The organism is Crossiella sp. NPDC003009 (assembly GCF_053591555.1).
In genome coordinates, this window is sequence record NZ_JBSFUA010000017.1 from 13,372 (window position 1) to 30,415 (window position 17,044).

The window sequence follows — 17,044 nt, forward strand, 5'->3', positions numbered from 1 at the left end:
ATGTGGACCACCACCGGGCCGCCGCCAACCGGGTGGCAGTCACGCAGCGCCACATCAGACATGCTGGCGTGCCCTCCACTCCGCCGGATGTTGCTGGCACCATGGCGTCCGTGCCACGGCTGGTGAACGAACGCAGGTTGCGCCAGGAGTGTCGCCGGTTGCTGGAGGAGCTGGGCATCCGGCCGCCACTGGACGTGCGGGAGCTGTGCCGCCTGGTCGGCAGGCGGCGCGGGCGGCCGATTCACCTGACGCCGCACCGGTTCCCGGTGCCCGGCCCGTTCGGCGCGTGGACCGCGGGCGCCGAGGCCGACCACATCTACTACCAGGCGCAGACCTCCACGGTGCACCAGGACCACATCATCCTGCACGAGCTGAGCCACCTGCTGGCCGGGCACGAGCCGACCCCGGAGGAGGCGCTGTTCCGGCGCACCCACTACGACACCGCGCAGGAGTACGAGGCCGAGGCGGTGGCCACCATCATCCTGGAGTGGTCCGCGGTGGCCGCGCGGATCAGCGCGGGCGAGTCCAGCAGCCTGCCCGCCCAGCGGATCAGCCGCAGCCTCTCCGGTGAGCGGGCAGGCTGGTTGTGAGCGCGATCTACCCGGTCGCCACCTACCTCACGCTGGGCTGGGTGCTGTTCCTGCTGGCCCGCCGCCCGCACGACATCCGGCTGCGCGCGATCGTCGGCGTGGTCGCCTGCTGGGCGCTGGCCTACCCGTTCCTCAAGCTGGCCAACGCGCACGCCACCTTCGCCGGGCTGTCGCCGATGGGCTCCCGGTTCGTCCAGCACGCGCTGCTGCTGATCGCGGTCAACTGCCTGATCGCGTTCTTCCTGCACTCCGCGCTGGATGAGGAGGTCGCCCGGCGCAGGGCCCGCTGGTGCCTGGTGCCGCTGGGCATCGGGATCACCGTGCTGGCGGTGGCCGCCGTGCTGACCCCGCCCGAGGTGGACACCAACGACCAGTCGGTGACCTCGGTCGCGGTGTTCTTCGTGATGTCGCTGGCCTACGTGGTCTTCGGTTTCAGCGTGGCCTGCTTCTGGACCCTGCGCTACGCCCGCGGCGCGGAGCCCCGGCTGGCCATTGGCCTGCGGCTGGCCGCGGTCGGGCTGGCCGGGATCGTGGCCGCGGACCTGGTGTTCCTGCCGACGGTGCTGATCCGCTGGTCAGGCGGGAGCGTGCCGCGCTGGTTCGTCGACACCGGGATCACCCTGGTGCTGCTGGGCATCCTGCTGTTCCTGGCCGGGGTGTGCTACCCGGCGGCGGGCATGCGGCTGGCCGGGCTCGGCGTGTGGTGGCAGCACCTGCTGCTGTACCGGCGGCTCCATCCACTGTGGACGATCATGCACGAGCGGTTCCCGCAGGACACGCTGGACTCCTTGCCCGCCAACACTCTGCGCGAGCTGTACGGGCTGCGTGGGGTCCACCGCCGCTACTACCGGCGGGTGATCGAGTGCCGGGACGGGCTGGTGCGGATCAGCCCGTACCTCAGCGGCGTGCGGCGGCAGGGGGTGCCGCTGGCCGAGCAGCTGCTGGCCGCGCTGCGCGCGCACGCGGCGGGCATCCCGGCCGCCGAGCACGCGGTCCCGCTGGCCATTCCCAGTGCGGAGGGCCTGGAGGCGGATGTGCGGGAGTTGGTCGCGCTGTCGGACGCGCTGCGCACCGGAGGGCGCTAGCGTGGAGCGGTGACTGACTGACGTTGGCGTAGGGGGGCGCGATGATCGAGGCGATCATCATCGGCGGCGGGATCGCCGGTCCGGTGGCGGCGATGGCGTTGCGGCGGGCCGGGATCGGCGCGACCGTCTACGAGGCCTATCCCAGCGGCGCGGCGGACATCGGCGCGTTCATGTCCATCTTCCCCAACGGGGTGGACGCGCTGGCCGCGATCGGCGCCGAGCACGCGGTGCTGGACCACGCCTTCCCGGCCAGCGGCCTGGAGTTCTTCAACGGCAACGGAAAGCGCCTCGCCGCGATGCCGCTGGTCCCCGGCCCGCAGACCATCACCCGCACGGCGTTGTTCCGCGCCCTGCACGCCGAGGCGGCCCGGCGGGACATCCGGATCGAGCACGGCGCCCGGCTGACCGGGGCGAGCATCGAGCCCGACAGCCGGGTCACCGCGCACTTCGCCGACGGCCGCAGCGCCACCGGCGACGTGCTGATCGGCGCGGACGGCGTGCACTCCAGGGCGCGCACCCTCATCGACCCGGCCGCACCGTCGCCACGGTTCCTCGGCCTGCGCACCATCTGCGGCTACGCGCCGGTGCCAGCCGAGCCGGGCGTGTACCGGATGACCTACGGCCGCAAGGCTTTCTTCGGCTGCACGGCCAGCCCGGACGGCGAGACCTGGTGGTTCGCCAACGTGCCTGGCCCCGAGCTCACCCGGGCCGAGCTGCGGGAGACCTCCGCCGCGCACTGGCAGGACTACACGGCCGGGTTCTACGCCCGCGACCGCGCCGGGATCGCCGAGCTGATCAGGGCCACCACCGGCCGGATCACCCCGAGCAACTCCTACGACCTGGCCAGCCTGCCCCGCTGGTCGGCCGGACCGATGATCGTCATCGGCGACGCGGCACACACCGCCGCGCCCAACGCCGGCCACGGCGCGTCCATGGCGATGGAGGACGCGGTGGTGCTGGCCCAGTGCCTGCGCGACCATCCGGTGCGCGCCGCCTTCGCCCGCTTCGAGGAGATCCGGCGGCCCAGGGTGGAACGCCTGGTGGCGACCAGCGCGCGGATGGGCGGCCGGGCCGCGCCGGGACCGGTGAAACGCCTGCTCCGCGACCTGATGCTGCCCCGCCTGCTGGCCAAGCGCCCGCGCAACTCCTCGGCCTGGCTGACCGAGCACCACATCGAGTGGGGGCAGGTTCAGTAGTCGTCGTCCTCGCCGGAGAACTGCTCCTCCAGCTCGTCCGCGGTGGCGGCCAGCAGGCTCAGCGGCTCGGTGAACTCGTTGAGGTCCAGGTTCTCCAGCGGCAGCGTGTGCCGCAGCACCACGTGCTCCCCCATGATCACCACCCCGCCGGCGACCGTGTTGTGCCCGACCTGCACCAGCAGCGCCCGCAGGTCCACATGCCCAACCTGCCCGCACGGTGAGGCGATCTGCACCCACTCGTGTTTCCGGTCGAGCATCTCCCGGCCGATCAGCACGGTCTGGCTGCGGTCGTCCTCGAACCGCACCAGCAGCCGCAGCTCGTCGGGCCGCTCCTCGACCACCTTGTAGGCCGACCGGACGTAGCTGACCAGCTCGTCCCAGGTTGCCACAATGCCCTCCCCTGCCCCGGAAACACCTGTCGCCGAGCCTAGTGCCCCATGATCTATTCCCGCCGTTCCACACTCCGGGAGCACGCTGCCGGGGCAACCCGCACCCGGATACTGGCCCCATGACCGACCTCACCGCGCACGAGGTGCTCACCACCACCCGCACCGTCCGCCGCCGCCTCGACCTGGAACGCCCGGTCGACCTCGACCTCATCCGCCAGGCCCTGACCACCGCGCTGCAAGCCCCCAGCGGTTCGAACGCCCAGCGCTGGCACTTCCTGGTGATCACCGACGCCGACCAGCGCGCGGCCGTCGGCGAGTACTACCGGCGCGCGGCCGAGGCCTACTTCGACACCCCGGAGTCCGCGGGCAACCAGCCGGACCCCGACCCGGACCGCCAGCGCACCCAGCAGCGGGTCCGCACCAGCTCCGAACACCTGGCGCAGAACATGGGCCGGGTGCCGGTGCTGGTCATCCCGGCCATCGAGACCCCGGACCGCACCGAACTGCCCGCCGGCAACCAGTCCGGCCTGTGGGGATCAATCCTGCCCGCGGCCTGGAGCTACATGCTGGCCGCGCGCAGCCTCGGCCTGGCCACCGCGTGGACCACCCTGCACCTGAAGTACGAGCGCGAGGTCGCCGACCTGCTCGGCCTGCCGCCCACCGTGCACCAGGCCGCGCTGATCCCGACCGCGCACTACACCGGCGAGGGCTTCAAACCCGCGCCGCGCCAGCCACTGGAGCAGGTGCTGCACCTCAACCGGTGGTGACCACCCGGCTGGACCATGATGTCGGCATGCGCACCTTCGTCGACATCTCGGTCCCGCTGATGAGCGGTATCGCCTCCGACCCGCCCGGCTTCACCCCGGAGATCAGCTACCTGGACCACCAGGAGACCGCGGGCGACGTCATCTCCTTCTTCCCCGGTGCGAAGAAGGAGGACCTGCCCGACGGCGAGGGCTGGGCGATCGAGTGGGTGCGGATGACCACCCACTGCGGCACCCACCTGGACGCGCCCTACCACTTCGCGTCCACAATGGACGGCGGGCAGCGGGCGATCACCATCGACGAGGTCCCGCTGGAGTGGTGCCTGCAACCCGGGGTGAAACTGGACTTCCGGCACTTCCCGGACGGCTACGTGGTGACCCCGGCCGACATCGACGCCGAACTGGCCAGGATCGGCCACACCCTGAGCCCGCTGGAGATCGTGGTGGTCAACACCAGCGCGGGCACCCGCTACGGCCAGCCGGACTACGTCTCCACCGGCTGCGGCGTCGGCCGCGCCGCCACCCTGCACCTGCTGGAGCAAGGCGTCCGCCTCACCGGCACCGACGCCTGGAGCTGGGACGCCCCGTTCGTGCACACCGCCAAGCGCTACGCCGCCGAGGGCGACCCGTCGGTGATCTGGGAGGGCCACAAAGCAGGCCGAGACATCGGCTACTGCCACCTGGAGAAGCTGCACAACCTGGAAGCCCTGCCCGCCACCGGTTTCCAGATCTCCTGCTTCCCGCACAAGGTCCACCGCGCCTCAGCCGGCTGGACCCGGGCGGTCGCCATCATCGACACCCCGGAGGCCTGACCCGGAGCTCGCGGGTCGGCGACCGGGTCGCCGGGGATGACCCCGGAGGCGATCGTCACCGTCGCCACGTGGATGCCCTCGGGCCGCAGCTCGGCGTGCAGGGCGCGCGCCCAGTTGCGCAGTCCGGCCATGGCCAGGCCCACGTTGGCCAGGAACGGGGCGGGGACCGTGGCGGAGACGCCGGTGGTGAGCAGCAGGGTGCCCGCGCCGCGCGCCCGCATGTCCGGCAACACCGCCGCCACCGCCGTCACCGCGCCGAGCACGTGCAGCTCGAACTGCTCGGTGGCGGAGGCGACCGTGGTCCGCACCGCGCCGGTGATCGCACCGGTCGGGCTGGGGCTGAACTCCAGCACGTCGACCGGCCCCAGCGCTCGCCCGGCCTGGGCGAGCGCGTCGGTCAGCGCGGCACGGTCCCGGATGTCGGCGGGAAAGGCCGCGGCGGTCACGCCGAGCCCGGTCAGCTCGCCGACCAGGCCGTCGAGCGTGCCGGCGTTCCTGGCGATCAGCCCGACCCGGGCGAACCCGCCGCGACGGATGAGCAGGCGTGCCGTCAGGTGCTGCGGATCCTCGGCCTGGTCGGCGACAAGTGGACCATCCCAGTCATCGGGCAGCTCCGCGACCGGACGCTGCGCTTCAGCGAGCTGCACCGCGCGGTCACCGGCATCTCACAGCGAATGCTCACCCTCACCCTGCGGCAGCTCGAACGCGACGGCCTGCTGACCCGCACCGCGCACCCCAGCGTTCCGCCCCGCGTCGAGTACACCCTCACACCACTGGGCCGCACCCTGCTGGACGCGGCCGAGGGCCTTGGCGAATGGGCCGACGCGCACCGGCACGAGATCGGCGACAACCAGCGCCGCTACGACGAAGTTCAGGCGCGGCAAGCACAATCGCCGGTCTAGCGGAGGGTGTGCAGCAGGGCTTGCAGGGTGCGGCGCCAGGTGTGCGGGGCGGGGGTGGCGAAGCCGAACACCAGGGCGGCGGGTGGGGTTCCGGGCTGGTCGTGCCAGTAGCCGAAGGCGTGCATCCCTTGCAGGAGCAGGCCGTTGGCGCGAGCGGCCGCGACCAGTTCGGCTTCGCGTTCGGCGGACTCCAGTGGCAGCAGGGTTTGCAGGCCCGCCGGGACTCCGTCCACTGTGGACTGTGTCGCGGCCTCGATCGCGGTGACCAGCTCGGTGCGGCGCCTGCGGTAGGCCAGGCGGGCGCGGCGGATGTGGCGGTCGTAGTCGCCTTGCTCGATCAGGTCGGCCAGGGCCAGCTGGTCCACCGAGGGGACGGCCGCGCCCAGTGCGAACAGCTGGTCGCGGACGGGTTGGCGCAGCGCCGGTGGCAGCACCAGCCAGCCGATCCGCACGCCAGGGGCCATGGTCTTGCTGGTGCTGCCCGCGAAGACCACCCGGTCCGGGGCCAGCGCCTGGAGTGCGCCGACCGGGCGCTGGTCGTAGCGGAACTCGCCGTCGTAGTCGTCCTCGATCAGGTAGCCGTCGACCCGGTTCGCCCAGTCCACAAAGGACTTGCGGCGGGCCGGGGTGAGCACACAGCCCTTGGGGAACTGGTGGTTGGGCGTGAGCAGCGCGGCGCGGGCTTCGCTCGACAGGTCAGCGGGGTCCGCGCCGTGGGCGTCCACGGTGAGCGGGGCGGTGGCCAGACCGGCCGCGGTCAGCCACTGGCGGTGCCAGGGCAGGCTGGGGTTCTCGGTGGCGATGGTGCCGATGCCCAGCTCCCGCAACACCCTGGCCAGCACGGCAAGTCCGTGGCTGAAGCCGCAGGTGACCACGACGGCGTCCGGGTCGGCGCGCACGCCGCGGGTGCGGGCCACGTAGTCGGCGAGAGCCGCGCGCAACCCGGGCAGGCCGCCGGGAGCGCCGTAGTCGAAGTCCGTCCGGCCCGCGGTGCTCAGCGCGCGCCGGATGCTGGCGGCCCACGCGGTACGCGGGAAGGCGCTGATGTCCGGGCGGCCAGGCCTCAGGTCCAAAGTGGACGGTACTGGCGTGGTGGGCGGGACGGCGGCGGCGTCAGTCCCAGGCGCTACGCGGGTGCTGGAGCCGCCGCTGCCCGTCAGCCAGCCCTCGGCGATGAGCTGGGTGTAGACCTGCACCACCGTGCCCCTGGCGAGTCCCAGGTCCGCGGCGAGCCTGCGGCTGCCGGGCAGGCGCGCGCCGGGCGCGAGGCGGCCGGAGCGGACCGCCTCGCGCAGCGCTTCCTCCAGTGAGCGACCGACCCCGCCCTGGCCGCGGCGGATACCGCCCAGGTGCAGGTCCAGGCCGGGATCACGCATCCGGGAGCTTCCGGCCGCTGGGCACCGCGAGCCGGTTGTAGGCGTTGATCACCACGATCATCCACATCACCGCCTGGTACTCCTCCTCGGTGAACACCGCGGTGGCGCGCCGGTACATCTCCTCGGGCACCTCCCTGGTCTCGGCCAGCCGGGTGACCTGCTCGGTCAGCTCCAGCGCGGCGCGCTCCTGCTCGGTGAACAGCTCGGTCTCCCGCCAGGCGTTGAGCAGGAAGATCCGGCGTTCGCTCTCCCCCTGCTTGAGCGCCTCCTTGGTGTGCAGGTCGATGCAGAAGGCGCAGCCGTTGAGCTGCGAGCCGCGGATCTTGACCAGTTCCAGGACCTTGGCGTCCAGACCGGCCTCGCGGGCGGCCTTGGCGACGTGTCCGGCGGTTTCCAGCAGGGACTTGTAGGCGGCGGGGATTCCGGTGTTGAGCGCGATTCGTTCGGTCACGAGCCCCACGCTAGGCCCGGTCAGCCCCTGTCCGCTGTACCGGTTGACGACCGATTCCCTGTACCAGTCGGCTTGACTCCGCAAAGTGTGAGTGATTAATTACTCACACTTTCCCGGAGGTGGTCATGACCAGCAGAACTGGTCCCCTGGTCGTGCTCGCGACCGCGCAGTTCCTGGTCGTGCTGAGCACCTCGATCGTGAACGTGGCCCTGCCCGCGATCCGCACCGGACTGGGCCTGGACCCGGCCGGGCTGTCCTGGGTGGTCAACGCCTACGGCCTGGCCTTCGGCGCGTTGCTGCTCCCCGGCGGACGCCTCGCCGACCTGGCAGGCAGACGCCGAGTGCTGCAAGCCGGACTGGCGATCTTCACCGCATCAGCGCTGGTCGCGGCACTGGCCTGGTCACCGGCGGTGCTGATCGGCGCACGGGCGGCCCAGGGCGTCGGCGCGGCCCTGCTGGCCCCGGCCGCGCTGGCCCTGGTGCTCACCCACTACCCGCGACCGGCGGCACGCGGGCGGGCGCTCGGCGTGTGGGGCGCGGTGTCCGGGGCGGGCGGCGCGGCCGGGGTGCTGCTCAGCGGAGTGCTGACCGAGCTGGGCGGCTGGCGGTCGATCTTCGTGTTGATCGGGGCCGCCGGGGTGGTGACGGTGCTGGCGGTGCCGAGGGTGGTGCCGGTGGACCAGCCAGGCAACGGCGGGCGGCTGGACGTGCTCGGCACAGTCAGCGTGACCGGTGGGCTGGTGGCACTGACCTACGGTCTGGCTGCCTCGGGGGTGGCACGCTGGGTAGGACTGGCGGTCGGGGCAGGGTTGCTGGCGGTGTTCGTGCTGGCACAGCGGCGGGTGGCGGAACCGTTGGTCGCGCCCAGGGTGGTGCGGATCCGGTCGGTCCGACTGGCGAACCTGGTGATGCTGGTGCTGGGCGGGTTGTGGGTGGGCCTGTTCTTCTTCCTGCCGCTGTACCAGCAGCAGGTGCTGGGGTACTCGGCGCTGGTGGCCGGGCTGACGCAGCTGCCGCTGGCGGGGGCGATCATCCTGGGCTCGGCGGTGGCGGGTTGGGTGGGGCGGGCCGGGCGGAGCGAGCAGGCCGGGAGCGGCGGGCGGACAGCGCTGGCCGGGAGCGACGGAAGCGGGGCGCGGAGCCGAGACGGGGCGGGTGGCGGAAGCGGGGCGGGTGGCGGAAGCGGGGCGGGTGGCGGAAGCGGGGCGGGTGGCGGAAGCGGGGCGGGTGGCGACAGCGGGGCCCGAAGCGGCAGGGGGGCGCGGGGCGGGTTGCGTGCCTGGGCGGCACCGGCCCTCCTTCCGGCAGCGCTCGCCCTGGTCACCGCCGGGCTGCTCTGGTTCGGCCGCGCCCCGGCCAACGGCGAGTTCCTCGCCGATCTGCTCGGCCCCTCCCTGCTCACCGGCCTCGGCCTGGGCTTCGCCTTCGTTCAGCTCACCGCCCTGGCCAGCGCGAACGTCCCCGCCACCGACACCGGCCTGGCCAGCGGGCTGATCAACACCACCCGCCAGGTCGGTGGCGCGCTCGGCCTGGCCGGACTGACCGCGCTCGGCGAGGACTTCGGCCTGATCTTCACCGCCGCGGCCGGGATCGGCGCGCTCGCGCTCCTGCTCAGTCTTGCGCCCGCAGGAACCCGTCGATGAGCGAGTTCACCGTTTCCGGCACCTCCAGCGCGGCCAGGTGCGCGGCGTTGTCCAGCACCACGAAACGCGCGCCGGGAATCGCATCGGCCATGGCCCGGGTCTCGGCCACCGGGAAGGTCGGATCCTCCACTCCCGCGACCACCAGCACCGGGGTGCGGATCAGGCCGAACAGGCCGCGCTGGTCCGGGCGGCGCGGCACCACGCTGGTCACCGCCCAGGTCACCGAGCTGACGTTCGCCCTGGTCAGGGCGGCGCGGATGGCGGCGACGGCGTGTGGTCTGGTGCGGCGGGAGGTGGGGCCGAGGAAGGCGCCGATCACCGAGGGGACCAGTGGGGCGCGGATGCCGCCCATCAGTCTGGCGATCCTGGTGAGCAGGGCGTACTCCAGTCGCTGGCGGAGGCCCGCCGGGGAGGCGGTGCAGTTCATCAGCACCGCGGCGCCGATGCGGTCCGGGTGCCGGGCGGCGAAGGTGCCGCCGATCATGCCGCCCCAGGAGTTGCCCACGAAGTCGGCCCGCGCCAGGCCCAGGTGGTCCAGGATCTGCACTACGCAGGTGGCGCACTCCTCGAAGGTGAACTCGCGGGTCAGTGGCTGGCTGGCGCCGTGGCCGGGCGGGTCGATGAGCACGACCTGGCGGGTGCCGGCGAAGTACTCCGCCTGGGCTGTCCACAGTGCACTGTCCATCAGCAGGCTGGGCCAGCACAGCATGGCCGGACCGGCGCCTGCCTGGCGGATCCGCAGGCGGCCGAGCACGGTCGGCACGTACACGTCGACTAGTTCCACGGGAACCTCCTGCCACCGAGGTGGCGGCGAGACTACTGGCGTAGTTGGGCCATTGCCCACCTGCGACAGGCAGAACCACCCCGCTGACCCCGGTTCCCTGGCCAGAATCTGCCTTGCCGGACGGCCTCGCAAGGGGGCCGGGCCGTCCGGCCACCGCTGACTACAGACAGGACAGGGATATGTCGAGGACGAAGCTGCGCCGGTTCGGCGTGGGGGTGGTCGTGCTGGCCGCGGTGGGCGGGCTGACCGCGCCGGCCGCGGTGGCCGCCGAGCCGCACGCGGCCACCCAGGCCGCGGTGGACCAGCACCGGCTGAGCCGGGCCGCGATCGGCGGCGGTGCGACCGTGCGTGATGGCGAGACCATGTGGAGCGTCACCAGTGGCACCCGGATGCTGGGGCAGAACCTGCCAGTCGGCGCGGAGCACAAGGTGCGCACCGGCAGCCTGGCCAAGACCTTCACCGCCGCGATGATCTTGCAGCTGGTCGATGAGGGCAAGCTCAGCCTGGACGCCAAGGTGGAGCAGTACCTGCCGGGTGTGGTGCAGGGCAACGGTTACGACGGCAACACCATCAGCCTGCGCCAGCTGCTCAACCACACCAGCGGCATCTACGACTACGTCACCGTGGCGCTGACCAACCCGCAGCTCCAGCTGCGCCAGTTCACCCTGGCCCAGGTGGCCGCGCTCGGCCTGGCCAACCCGCCCTACTTCGCGCCTGGCCAGGGCTGGCGCTACTCCGGCACCAACTACATCCTGCTCGGCATGATCATCGAGGCGGTGACCAAGCGGACCTACCCCGAGGAGCTGGCCACCCGCATCGTCACCCCGCTCGGCCTGACCAACACCTTCGTCCCGGCTGGCACCAAGGCGCTGCCGCCAGGGCACGTGCGCGGCTACATCGGCCGCGGCCTCTACGTCGACGTCACCCAGGTGTTCGAGCCGAGCCTCGGCGGGTCCAGCGGCGGCATCGTGACCAGCGGCGCGGACGCGACGAAGTTCTACCAGAGCCTGCTCGGCGGCAAGATCGTCTCACCGGCGCGGCTGGCCGAGATGCTCACCCCGTACACCGGCCCGAACGCCCCCGAGTACGGCATGGGCATCATGCGCATCCCGCTGCCCTGCGGCGGCGAGGCCTGGGGCCACGACGGCGTCTGGCCGGGCTACCACTCCATGGCCGCGGCCACCACCGGCGGCCGCGCCGCGTTCGCCACGGTCAACAACCTGGACCCGGCCGAGCTGGCCGGCGCCTCCTCCTCCGGCACCCCGGCCAGCCAGCTGGTCGAAGCCGTGAAGACCGCGCTCTGCGACCGCTGAACCTCCCTGCGACAGAAGGAATACCGCACATGTCTCTCCCCACTCTGCTGCGGCGCGGCGCGGTCCTGCTGACCGTCGCGGTGGCCGCCACCACCACCGGCGCCGCCACCGCCGCGCCCACCTCAGCCAAGGACGTCGCGCAGGCCGCGGTCAACGCGCTGGTCGGCCAGCACCGCGCGATGGGCTCCTCGGCGTTCAAGCTCGGCACCGGCGAACACTGGTCGGTGCACGCGGGCAAGGTCTCCGGGCAGGAGAACCGGCCGATCACCGAGCAGGACCACTTCCGCGTCGGCAGCCTGACCAAGATGTTCGTCTCCACCGTGGTCCTGCAGCTGGTCGCCGAGGGCAAGGTCGGGCTGGACACCGGTTTCGGCGCCTACCTGCCCGGTCTGGCCACCGGCACCACGCACGACGACACCAAGATCACCGTGCGGAACCTGTTGCAGCACACCAGCGGCATCGGCGAGTACCTCAACACCATCGTGGCGCTGCCGACGAACTGGTGGCGCACCTGGAACGTGCTCGACCACGCCAAGTCGGGGCTGTCCCAGAACTCGCTGTTCCCGCCCGGCAGCAAGTACAGCTACTCCAACACCAACTACATCCTGCTCGGCCTGCTCATCGAGCGGGTCACCGGGCGCACGGTGAACCAGGAGATCGCCGAGCGCATCCTGCTTCCGCACGGGCTGGCCAACACCGGTTTGCAGACCGCGGGCCAGCAGCTGATGCCGGCGCCGTACGTGACCGGTTACGTGGCGGTGCCGCTGGTGCCGGTGCGCATCGACAGCCGTTCGCAGGACCCGACCCTGGCCTGGGCGGCCGGCGCGATGTACTCCACCGCGGTGGACGTGGCGAAGTTCCTCGACCTGCTGCTCAAGGGCAAGCTGCTGCCGCCCGCGCAGCTGGAGGAGATGAAGAAGCCGTTCCCCGGCGGGTTCTACGGGCTCGGCCTGGCCAAGATCGATCTGCCCTGCGGGGTCAGCGCCTACGGGCACAACGGCGCGATGGCCGGCTACACCACGTTCGGCTTCGCCACCGAGAGCGGCAAGCAGTCGGTGGTGCTGAGCAGTGTGACCCCGATGAGCAACGGCGGTCTCAAGCTCAACGACGACACCATGGCCGCGACTCTGTGTGCCTGAGCTACCCAGGTTGACCGTCGGCGTCCCCGGCTCCTATGGTCCGGTCCGGGGCTCGGGGACGCGACGGGGGTGGACGGTGTTGGAGGCGCTGGACCCCGCCACCGAACACGGCCAGGTCTACCGCGCGCTGGTCGCGCTGCCACGCACCACGGTCGGCGCGCTGGCCGCCGAGACCGGCATCGAGGCCGAGCGGGTGCGCCAGGTGCTGCACGAGCTGGCCGGGCTGCGCATCGCGGTGGCGCTCAACCTGGAGGGCACCGCGTGGGAGGCCAACTCCCCCACCGAGATCACCGAGTCCTTCCTGCAGCGCGATGCGGTGCGCCGGGCCGAGCTGCGGCGCACCGGCACCGAGCTGGAGCGGCTGTTTCGCTTCGCCCGCAAGGAGAACGGCAACTACGGCCCGCTGGAAGTGATCAGCGACACCGACCAGATCCTGGCCACCATGCAGCAGCTGCAACGGGCCGCGCGGCGCGAGGTGCGGGTGATCGACCGGCCGCCGTACTTCGCCCCGCCCTCCTACTACGTCGCCCAGGAGAAGCTGCAGTACGAGCGGATGGCCGCCGGGGTCGCCTACCGCACGATCTACTACGAGGCGGCCTTCAGCGACACCACCGTGCCGGACATCTCGGACATGGTGACCGCGGGTGAGCAGGCCCGCACCATGGAGGACCTGCCGATGAAGCTGGTGATCGGCGACGACGAGCTGGCCGTGGTGACCCTGGAGGCGGACAGCGGTCCCGGCGTGGTCGCGCTGCTGGTGCGGACCTCCAGCCTGTTCACCGCGCTGTCCAACACCTTCGAGACGCTGTGGAAGCTGGCGGTCCCGGTCTCCGCGGCCGGGGTGGACGCCCCCGAGGATCCCCGGGACCGCCAGATCCTCACCCTGATGGCCATCGGCGCCACCGACGACGCGATCGCGCGCAGGCTGAACCTGTCTCGCCGCACGGTGGTCCGCCGGGTGGCCGTCCTGCAGGAGCGGCTCGGCGCGACCACCCGGTTCCAGGCCGGGGTGCAGGCGGCGCGGCGCGGCTGGCTCTGAGGCGGCTACTTCACCACCCGGTACTTCAGGTGGGTCACGCCGATGCCCTGCGCCACCGAGAACGGCCCGTCCACCGGCGTGGTGCCCAGCGACTGGAAGTACGGGGTGCCGCCGCCGAGCACCACCGGCACCAGCTCCACCCACAGCTCGTCCACCAGCCCCGCGGCCAGGGCCTGGCTGCCGATGGTGCCCGCGGCCACACCCACGATCTTGTCACCGGCAAGTTCCCTGGCCTTGGCGATGGCGGCCTCGATGCCCTCGGTGACGAAGAGGAAGTTCTCCCCTTCCCGCTGCCAGCCCTCGGGCACCTGGTGGGTGAGCACCACCACCGGGCAGCCCATCGGGTGCAGGCCGCCCCAGCCGCCGGTCTGGTCGAACACGCCACGGCCGCACACAATCGACCCGTAGCCCTCGATCTGGCCGCGCACGTGGGCGGCGCTGGTCTCGGTGAGCTTGAAGGACAGCTCGGGGTTGGTGGTGGTGATCTCGATGTCACCGGTGTGGCACCACCGGAACAGCTGGTCGAAGCCGGAGTTGTCCGGCCCGGAGACGTAGCCGTCCAGGGACATGCTCGCGCCGACGATCACCTTCGCCATGGTCCTGCTCCTGTCTGTTCGAGGTCTTCGCAGGGTTGGACCAGGGCCGCGGCAGAAACTCATCGGTCCCCGGGCAGCCATTCCGGCCGGGAGGAACCGCGGGCACCAGCACCGTGCGGTAGCGGCCGGGTGTGGCGGCGGTGGCGCTGCCTCCCCAACTGGCCGGGCACCGACCGGTGACCTGGTCACCCCGTGGTGACCTGCCGTCCTTGCAGGTAACCACCACCTGCCCTTTATCTTGCGGCACATGAGATTTCTCGCCGTACTGCTGGCGGTCGCGCTGGCCCTCCCACTGGCCGCCACGACCGCCGGGGCAACCACCCGGCCCGCTCTCCGCATCGCCGCGCAGAGCCCGGAGATGATCTGGAACGCGGTGGCCGTCGACCGTGGGCGGGTGTTCGTCTCCGGTCCCCGCTGGAGTGGCTCGCGCGGTCCGGCGCTGGGCAGGCTGGACCGGGACGGCTCGCCCCGGCCCTATCCCAGCCCGGAGTGGAACTCCTGGCGGGCCGGGCAGGATCCCGGACGGAAGTTCGTCAATGTCAACGCCATCCACCACGACGGGCGGGGTTCGCTGTGGGTGGTGGACACCGGCTCGCCCGACTTCGGCGGTGACCCACTCCCCCGCGGCGCGAAGCTGGTCCGGATCACCTTGGCCACCAACGAGGTCAGCTGGATCCACCACTTCGACGGCTCGGTCGCCCTGCCCGGCAGCTACCTTGACGACGTCCGGTTCCACGGCCGCCACGCCTACCTGACCGACGCGGGCCGCCCCGGCCTGGTGGTGCTGGACCTCGCCACGGGTCTCGCCCGCCGGGTGCTGGACAACCACCCCTCCACCGTCGCGCCCACCGACCGGCCGCTGGTGCTGGACGGCGCGGTGTTGCGCGCGCCGGATGGCAACCCGCTGCGGGTGCACGCCGATCCGCTGGAGCTGTCCCCGGACCGGAAGTGGCTCTACTACGGCACATTGCACGGGCCGTGGTCCCGGGTGCCGACCCGTCTGCTGGACGATCCCGGTGTCTCCGCCGGGCGGCTCGCGGCCGCGGTCGAGCCGTGGGCGGAGCTGCCCGCGGTGGGCGGCACGGCCATGGACGGCGACGGGAACCTCTACTTCACCGACCTGGTGGCGCACGCGCTCAAGCGCCGCGCCCCGGACGGCCGGATCAGCACCGTCGTCCAGGACGATCGTCTGCATTGGACGGACGCGCCGTTCCTCGAGCCGGGCGGGCGGATCTGGCTGCCGGTGCCGCAGCTGGACCGGGTGGCCCTGTTCCACCAGGGGCAGAGTGCCGTCCGGTGGCCGGTCCAGCTGTTCACCGTCCGGCCTCACGGCGTGTCCACCGCGAGCTCCGGCGGCGCGGCCGCGTAGGCGGTGGAGGAAGCCTTCATCGGCCGGCCCCTGGCCAGGTCGGCGCGCGGGGGCGCGGCCTGTCCTGGGCCGGGGCCGCGGCCGCGGCGCCGGGTAAGGCCACGCCGACGCCGACGCTGGCCAGGACAGTGCCCGTGCCGGCAGGGCAGAAACTATGCGTCAAGTGGGAGATCGCGGCGGTTGTCGGTGCGCGTGGATACGTTGTGCGCCGTGACGACGTGGAAAGACCGCCTCAGCGCACTCGCCAGGGACCGCCTGCCCGCTGAGGCGGCGGAGGCGTGGATCGAGCTGTTCCGGCCCGGCATCCGGCTCGCCGCCGCCGGAGCGGGGCCGCGGGTGGCGCGGCTGGGTGGGAACCCGGCTCTGCCGCCCGAGGTGGACTGGCCGAGCTGGCCGGACCACGGGCCGCTCAACTTCATCGCCTCGGTGGACTGCGCGGTACTACCGCGCGAGTTCCTGCGCATTCCGCTGCCGACCACGGGCACGCTGCTGTTCTTCTACTTCGACGGCGAACGCCAGCCGGGTTGTCCCGACCCGGCCCTGGTCGAGGACGTCGAGGGCAGCCGGGTGATCTTCGTGCCGGCGGGCACGGCGGTCACCGAACGGACGGCGCCGCCCGGCATCGACCCCTACCCGGGCGTTGACCTCGTCGCCGAGGTCGTGGCGACCGCCCCGGAGCGCGAGCACCTCCTGCTGGAGCAGACCCGGACGGCGAGCGGAGCCACGCTGGCCGAGGCCGTGCGGACGGTCCTGGGGTCCGGGGCGGTCGGGCGCCGACGTGTTCGGCGAGCTGCGCTGGGAGGTGGACAACGGGCCGTTCCACCAGGTCGGCGGTTTCGCCGCGCCGGTCCAGGGTCCGGTGGAGAACGAGCTGGCCGCCCTGGAACTCGCGGGCTCCTGGCAGGACCCGGGTTTCGCCGGGGAAGCGGCGCGCTGGGTGCTGCTCGCCCAGATCGACAGTTGCGAGGAAGCCGACATGTGCTGGGGTGACGCCGGAATGCTCTACTGGGTGATCCGGGCCGAGGACCTGGCCGCGGGCCGGTTCGAGGCGGCTCGGTGCACCATGCAGTGCGGCTGACTCAGTCCACTGGCTCGGGGACCAGTTTCCGCTGCTCGCGCAGGATTCGCCGCTGCTCCATCAACTCGGTGAGACAGTGGTGGCAACGCACCACGAACCAGCGGCGCGGATGATGCGCCATGCGGTGCCACCGGGTGGGTCCACCGGTGAGCATCTTCTGGTGGGCCCGGTCGAGGGCCTGATCGGCCGCGATCAGCAACCGGCCCAGCACGAGGACCAGCGCACCTCCCGCAACGAGGATGACGAGCACGATAATCAGCGACCAAGGCATCTTGGAAAAGTTCCTACCGAACGGGCTTGAATGCTCCCTCAGCTGAGGGACCGATGACGATGGCGGCGACGGCGCGCGCCCTCAACCTGGGCGCGCGCCGTCGCCGCCACCGGGTAAGGCCGATCTGCCCGCTGTGCGGACCAGCCGTGTGGCTGCCTCCTCCACGGCCCAGCGGTCCACGTCCATGCGTGGTCCCTTCCTTCCCTCGCACCCCGACTGTGTGCCGTCCGCACTGACGGCCAGAAAC

Annotated in this window: 18 protein-coding genes and 2 pseudogenes; 13 read left to right on the plus strand and 7 right to left on the minus strand. The window is 72.0% G+C overall.

Translation table 11 applies throughout. The features are described 5' to 3' along the window. Positions 1–122 precede the first annotated feature (122 nt). The 3 genes from ACWDY5_RS19580 to ACWDY5_RS19590 are packed head-to-tail and all read left to right on the plus strand — an operon-like array spanning position 123 to position 2,871. Positions 123–590, plus strand: coding sequence for a hypothetical protein (locus ACWDY5_RS19580; protein ID WP_449723713.1), 468 nt, complete (start codon positions 123–125; stop codon positions 588–590). Next, on the plus strand, positions 587–1,675 hold the full coding sequence (locus tag ACWDY5_RS19585; RefSeq protein WP_449723604.1) for an MAB_1171c family putative transporter: 1,089 nt from the start codon (positions 587–589) through the stop codon (positions 1,673–1,675). Before ACWDY5_RS19580 ends, ACWDY5_RS19585 begins: the two co-directional genes overlap by 4 nt. 41 nt (positions 1,676–1,716) lie before the next feature. Beyond that, positions 1,717–2,871, plus strand: a complete 1,155-nt coding sequence (locus ACWDY5_RS19590) for an FAD-dependent oxidoreductase (protein ID WP_449723605.1) — start codon at positions 1,717–1,719, stop codon at positions 2,869–2,871. Here ACWDY5_RS19590 and ACWDY5_RS19595 read toward each other — a convergent pair. Continuing rightward, positions 2,865–3,260 carry a hypothetical protein gene (locus tag ACWDY5_RS19595; RefSeq protein WP_449723606.1) on the minus strand — a complete coding sequence of 132 codons (396 nt, stop codon included), beginning with the start codon at positions 3,258–3,260 and terminating at the stop codon, positions 2,865–2,867. The genes ACWDY5_RS19590 and ACWDY5_RS19595 overlap by 7 nt on opposite strands. Before the next feature lie 119 nt (positions 3,261–3,379). Between ACWDY5_RS19595 and ACWDY5_RS19600 the strand changes: the two genes are divergently transcribed. Continuing rightward, on the plus strand, positions 3,380–4,027 hold the full coding sequence (locus ACWDY5_RS19600) for a nitroreductase family protein (protein WP_449723607.1): 648 nt from the start codon (positions 3,380–3,382) through the stop codon (positions 4,025–4,027). A gap of 26 nt (positions 4,028–4,053) precedes the next feature. Then, entirely contained in the window at positions 4,054–4,836 is a 783-nt protein-coding gene (locus tag ACWDY5_RS19605; protein ID WP_449723608.1) for a cyclase family protein, read from the plus strand. Between the two features lie 113 nt (positions 4,837–4,949). Here ACWDY5_RS19605 and ACWDY5_RS19610 read toward each other — a convergent pair. After that, positions 4,950–5,483 (minus strand): annotated as a pseudogene (locus ACWDY5_RS19610) (SDR family NAD(P)-dependent oxidoreductase); the annotation flags it as partial. Between ACWDY5_RS19610 and ACWDY5_RS19615 the strand changes: the two are divergent. Beyond that, positions 5,391–5,738, plus strand: a complete 348-nt coding sequence (locus ACWDY5_RS19615; RefSeq protein ID WP_449723609.1) for a winged helix-turn-helix transcriptional regulator — start codon at positions 5,391–5,393, stop codon at positions 5,736–5,738. The pseudogene ACWDY5_RS19610 and the gene ACWDY5_RS19615 overlap by 93 nt on opposite strands. On the opposite strand, the gene pdxR is transcribed toward ACWDY5_RS19615, so the two are convergent. After that, positions 5,735–7,114, minus strand: coding sequence for a MocR-like pyridoxine biosynthesis transcription factor PdxR (gene pdxR / locus ACWDY5_RS19620; RefSeq protein ID WP_449723610.1), 1,380 nt, complete (start codon positions 7,112–7,114; stop codon positions 5,735–5,737). The two genes, ACWDY5_RS19615 and pdxR, sit on opposite strands and share 4 nt — an antisense overlap. Then, entirely contained in the window at positions 7,107–7,565 is a 459-nt protein-coding gene (locus ACWDY5_RS19625; protein WP_449723611.1) for a carboxymuconolactone decarboxylase family protein, read from the minus strand. The genes pdxR and ACWDY5_RS19625 overlap by 8 nt, the downstream gene beginning before the upstream one ends. Positions 7,566–7,690: 125 nt before the next feature. Between ACWDY5_RS19625 and ACWDY5_RS19630 the strand changes: the two genes are divergently transcribed. Continuing rightward, positions 7,691–9,208: an MFS transporter gene (locus ACWDY5_RS19630; RefSeq protein WP_449723612.1), complete on the plus strand. Its 1,518-nt coding sequence runs from the start codon at positions 7,691–7,693 to the stop codon at positions 9,206–9,208. Here ACWDY5_RS19630 and ACWDY5_RS19635 read toward each other — a convergent pair. Then, positions 9,177–9,992, minus strand: a complete 816-nt coding sequence (locus tag ACWDY5_RS19635; RefSeq protein ID WP_449723613.1) for an alpha/beta fold hydrolase — start codon at positions 9,990–9,992, stop codon at positions 9,177–9,179. The genes ACWDY5_RS19630 and ACWDY5_RS19635 overlap by 32 nt on opposite strands. Before the next feature lie 179 nt (positions 9,993–10,171). Here ACWDY5_RS19635 and ACWDY5_RS19640 point away from each other — a divergent pair, with 179 nt between their 5' ends. The 3 genes from ACWDY5_RS19640 (at position 10,172) to ACWDY5_RS19650 (ending at position 13,483) form a co-directional block, all read left to right on the plus strand. Further along, on the plus strand, positions 10,172–11,305 hold the full coding sequence (locus tag ACWDY5_RS19640) for a serine hydrolase domain-containing protein (RefSeq protein ID WP_449723614.1): 1,134 nt from the start codon (positions 10,172–10,174) through the stop codon (positions 11,303–11,305). Positions 11,306–11,334: 29 nt separating this feature from the next. After that, a complete protein-coding gene (locus ACWDY5_RS19645) occupies positions 11,335–12,444 on the plus strand; it encodes a serine hydrolase domain-containing protein (RefSeq protein ID WP_449723615.1) in 1,110 nt (369 codons plus the stop codon). Positions 12,445–12,520: 76 nt separating this feature from the next. Then, the gene (locus tag ACWDY5_RS19650) at positions 12,521–13,483 is read left to right on the plus strand and encodes a LuxR C-terminal-related transcriptional regulator (RefSeq protein WP_449723616.1); all 963 of its coding nucleotides are present in this window, start codon (positions 12,521–12,523) and stop codon (positions 13,481–13,483) included. 5 nt (positions 13,484–13,488) lie between these two features. Here the strand turns inward: ACWDY5_RS19650 and ACWDY5_RS19655 are convergent, their stop codons facing one another. After that, on the minus strand, positions 13,489–14,079 hold the full coding sequence (locus ACWDY5_RS19655; RefSeq protein ID WP_449723617.1) for a dihydrofolate reductase family protein: 591 nt from the start codon (positions 14,077–14,079) through the stop codon (positions 13,489–13,491). A gap of 247 nt (positions 14,080–14,326) precedes the next feature. Here ACWDY5_RS19655 and ACWDY5_RS19660 point away from each other — a divergent pair, with 247 nt between their 5' ends. From ACWDY5_RS19660 to ACWDY5_RS19670, 3 genes and pseudogenes are all read left to right on the plus strand, one after another. Next, positions 14,327–15,448 (plus strand): L-dopachrome tautomerase-related protein, encoded by a 1,122-nt coding sequence (locus tag ACWDY5_RS19660; protein WP_449723618.1) that lies wholly within the window; start codon positions 14,327–14,329, stop codon positions 15,446–15,448. Between the two features lie 375 nt (positions 15,449–15,823). Then, positions 15,824–15,979: pseudogene (locus ACWDY5_RS19665) on the plus strand (DUF1963 domain-containing protein); the annotation flags it as partial. Positions 15,980–16,226: 247 nt separating this feature from the next. Further along, positions 16,227–16,526: a DUF1963 domain-containing protein gene (locus ACWDY5_RS19670; RefSeq protein ID WP_449723619.1), complete on the plus strand. Its 300-nt coding sequence runs from the start codon at positions 16,227–16,229 to the stop codon at positions 16,524–16,526. A 1-nt stretch (position 16,527) separates the two neighbouring features. Here ACWDY5_RS19670 and ACWDY5_RS19675 read toward each other — a convergent pair whose 3' ends face one another. Then, the gene (locus ACWDY5_RS19675) at positions 16,528–16,797 is read right to left on the minus strand and encodes a hypothetical protein (protein ID WP_449723620.1); all 270 of its coding nucleotides are present in this window, start codon (positions 16,795–16,797) and stop codon (positions 16,528–16,530) included. Positions 16,798–17,044: the final 247 nt, after the last annotated feature.

What these genes read in the sequence shown, in the direction of transcription:
- ACWDY5_RS19590 (WP_449723605.1), top strand. Translation starts at nt 1,717, where the DNA reads ATGATCGAGGCGATCATCATCGGCGGCGGGATCGCCGGTCCGGTGGCG.
- ACWDY5_RS19600 (WP_449723607.1), top strand. Translation starts at nt 3,380, where the DNA reads ATGACCGACCTCACCGCGCACGAGGTGCTCACCACCACCCGCACCGTC.
- ACWDY5_RS19605 (WP_449723608.1), top strand. Translation starts at nt 4,054, where the DNA reads ATGCGCACCTTCGTCGACATCTCGGTCCCGCTGATGAGCGGTATCGCC.
- pdxR (WP_449723610.1), bottom strand. Translation starts at nt 7,114, where the DNA reads ATGCGTGATCCCGGCCTGGACCTGCACCTGGGCGGTATCCGCCGCGGC.
- ACWDY5_RS19630 (WP_449723612.1), top strand. Translation starts at nt 7,691, where the DNA reads ATGACCAGCAGAACTGGTCCCCTGGTCGTGCTCGCGACCGCGCAGTTC.
- ACWDY5_RS19640 (WP_449723614.1), top strand. Translation starts at nt 10,172, where the DNA reads ATGTCGAGGACGAAGCTGCGCCGGTTCGGCGTGGGGGTGGTCGTGCTG.
- ACWDY5_RS19645 (WP_449723615.1), top strand. Translation starts at nt 11,335, where the DNA reads ATGTCTCTCCCCACTCTGCTGCGGCGCGGCGCGGTCCTGCTGACCGTC.
- ACWDY5_RS19655 (WP_449723617.1), bottom strand. Translation starts at nt 14,079, where the DNA reads ATGGCGAAGGTGATCGTCGGCGCGAGCATGTCCCTGGACGGCTACGTC.
- ACWDY5_RS19660 (WP_449723618.1), top strand. Translation starts at nt 14,327, where the DNA reads ATGAGATTTCTCGCCGTACTGCTGGCGGTCGCGCTGGCCCTCCCACTG.
- ACWDY5_RS19675 (WP_449723620.1), bottom strand. Translation starts at nt 16,797, where the DNA reads ATGCCTTGGTCGCTGATTATCGTGCTCGTCATCCTCGTTGCGGGAGGT.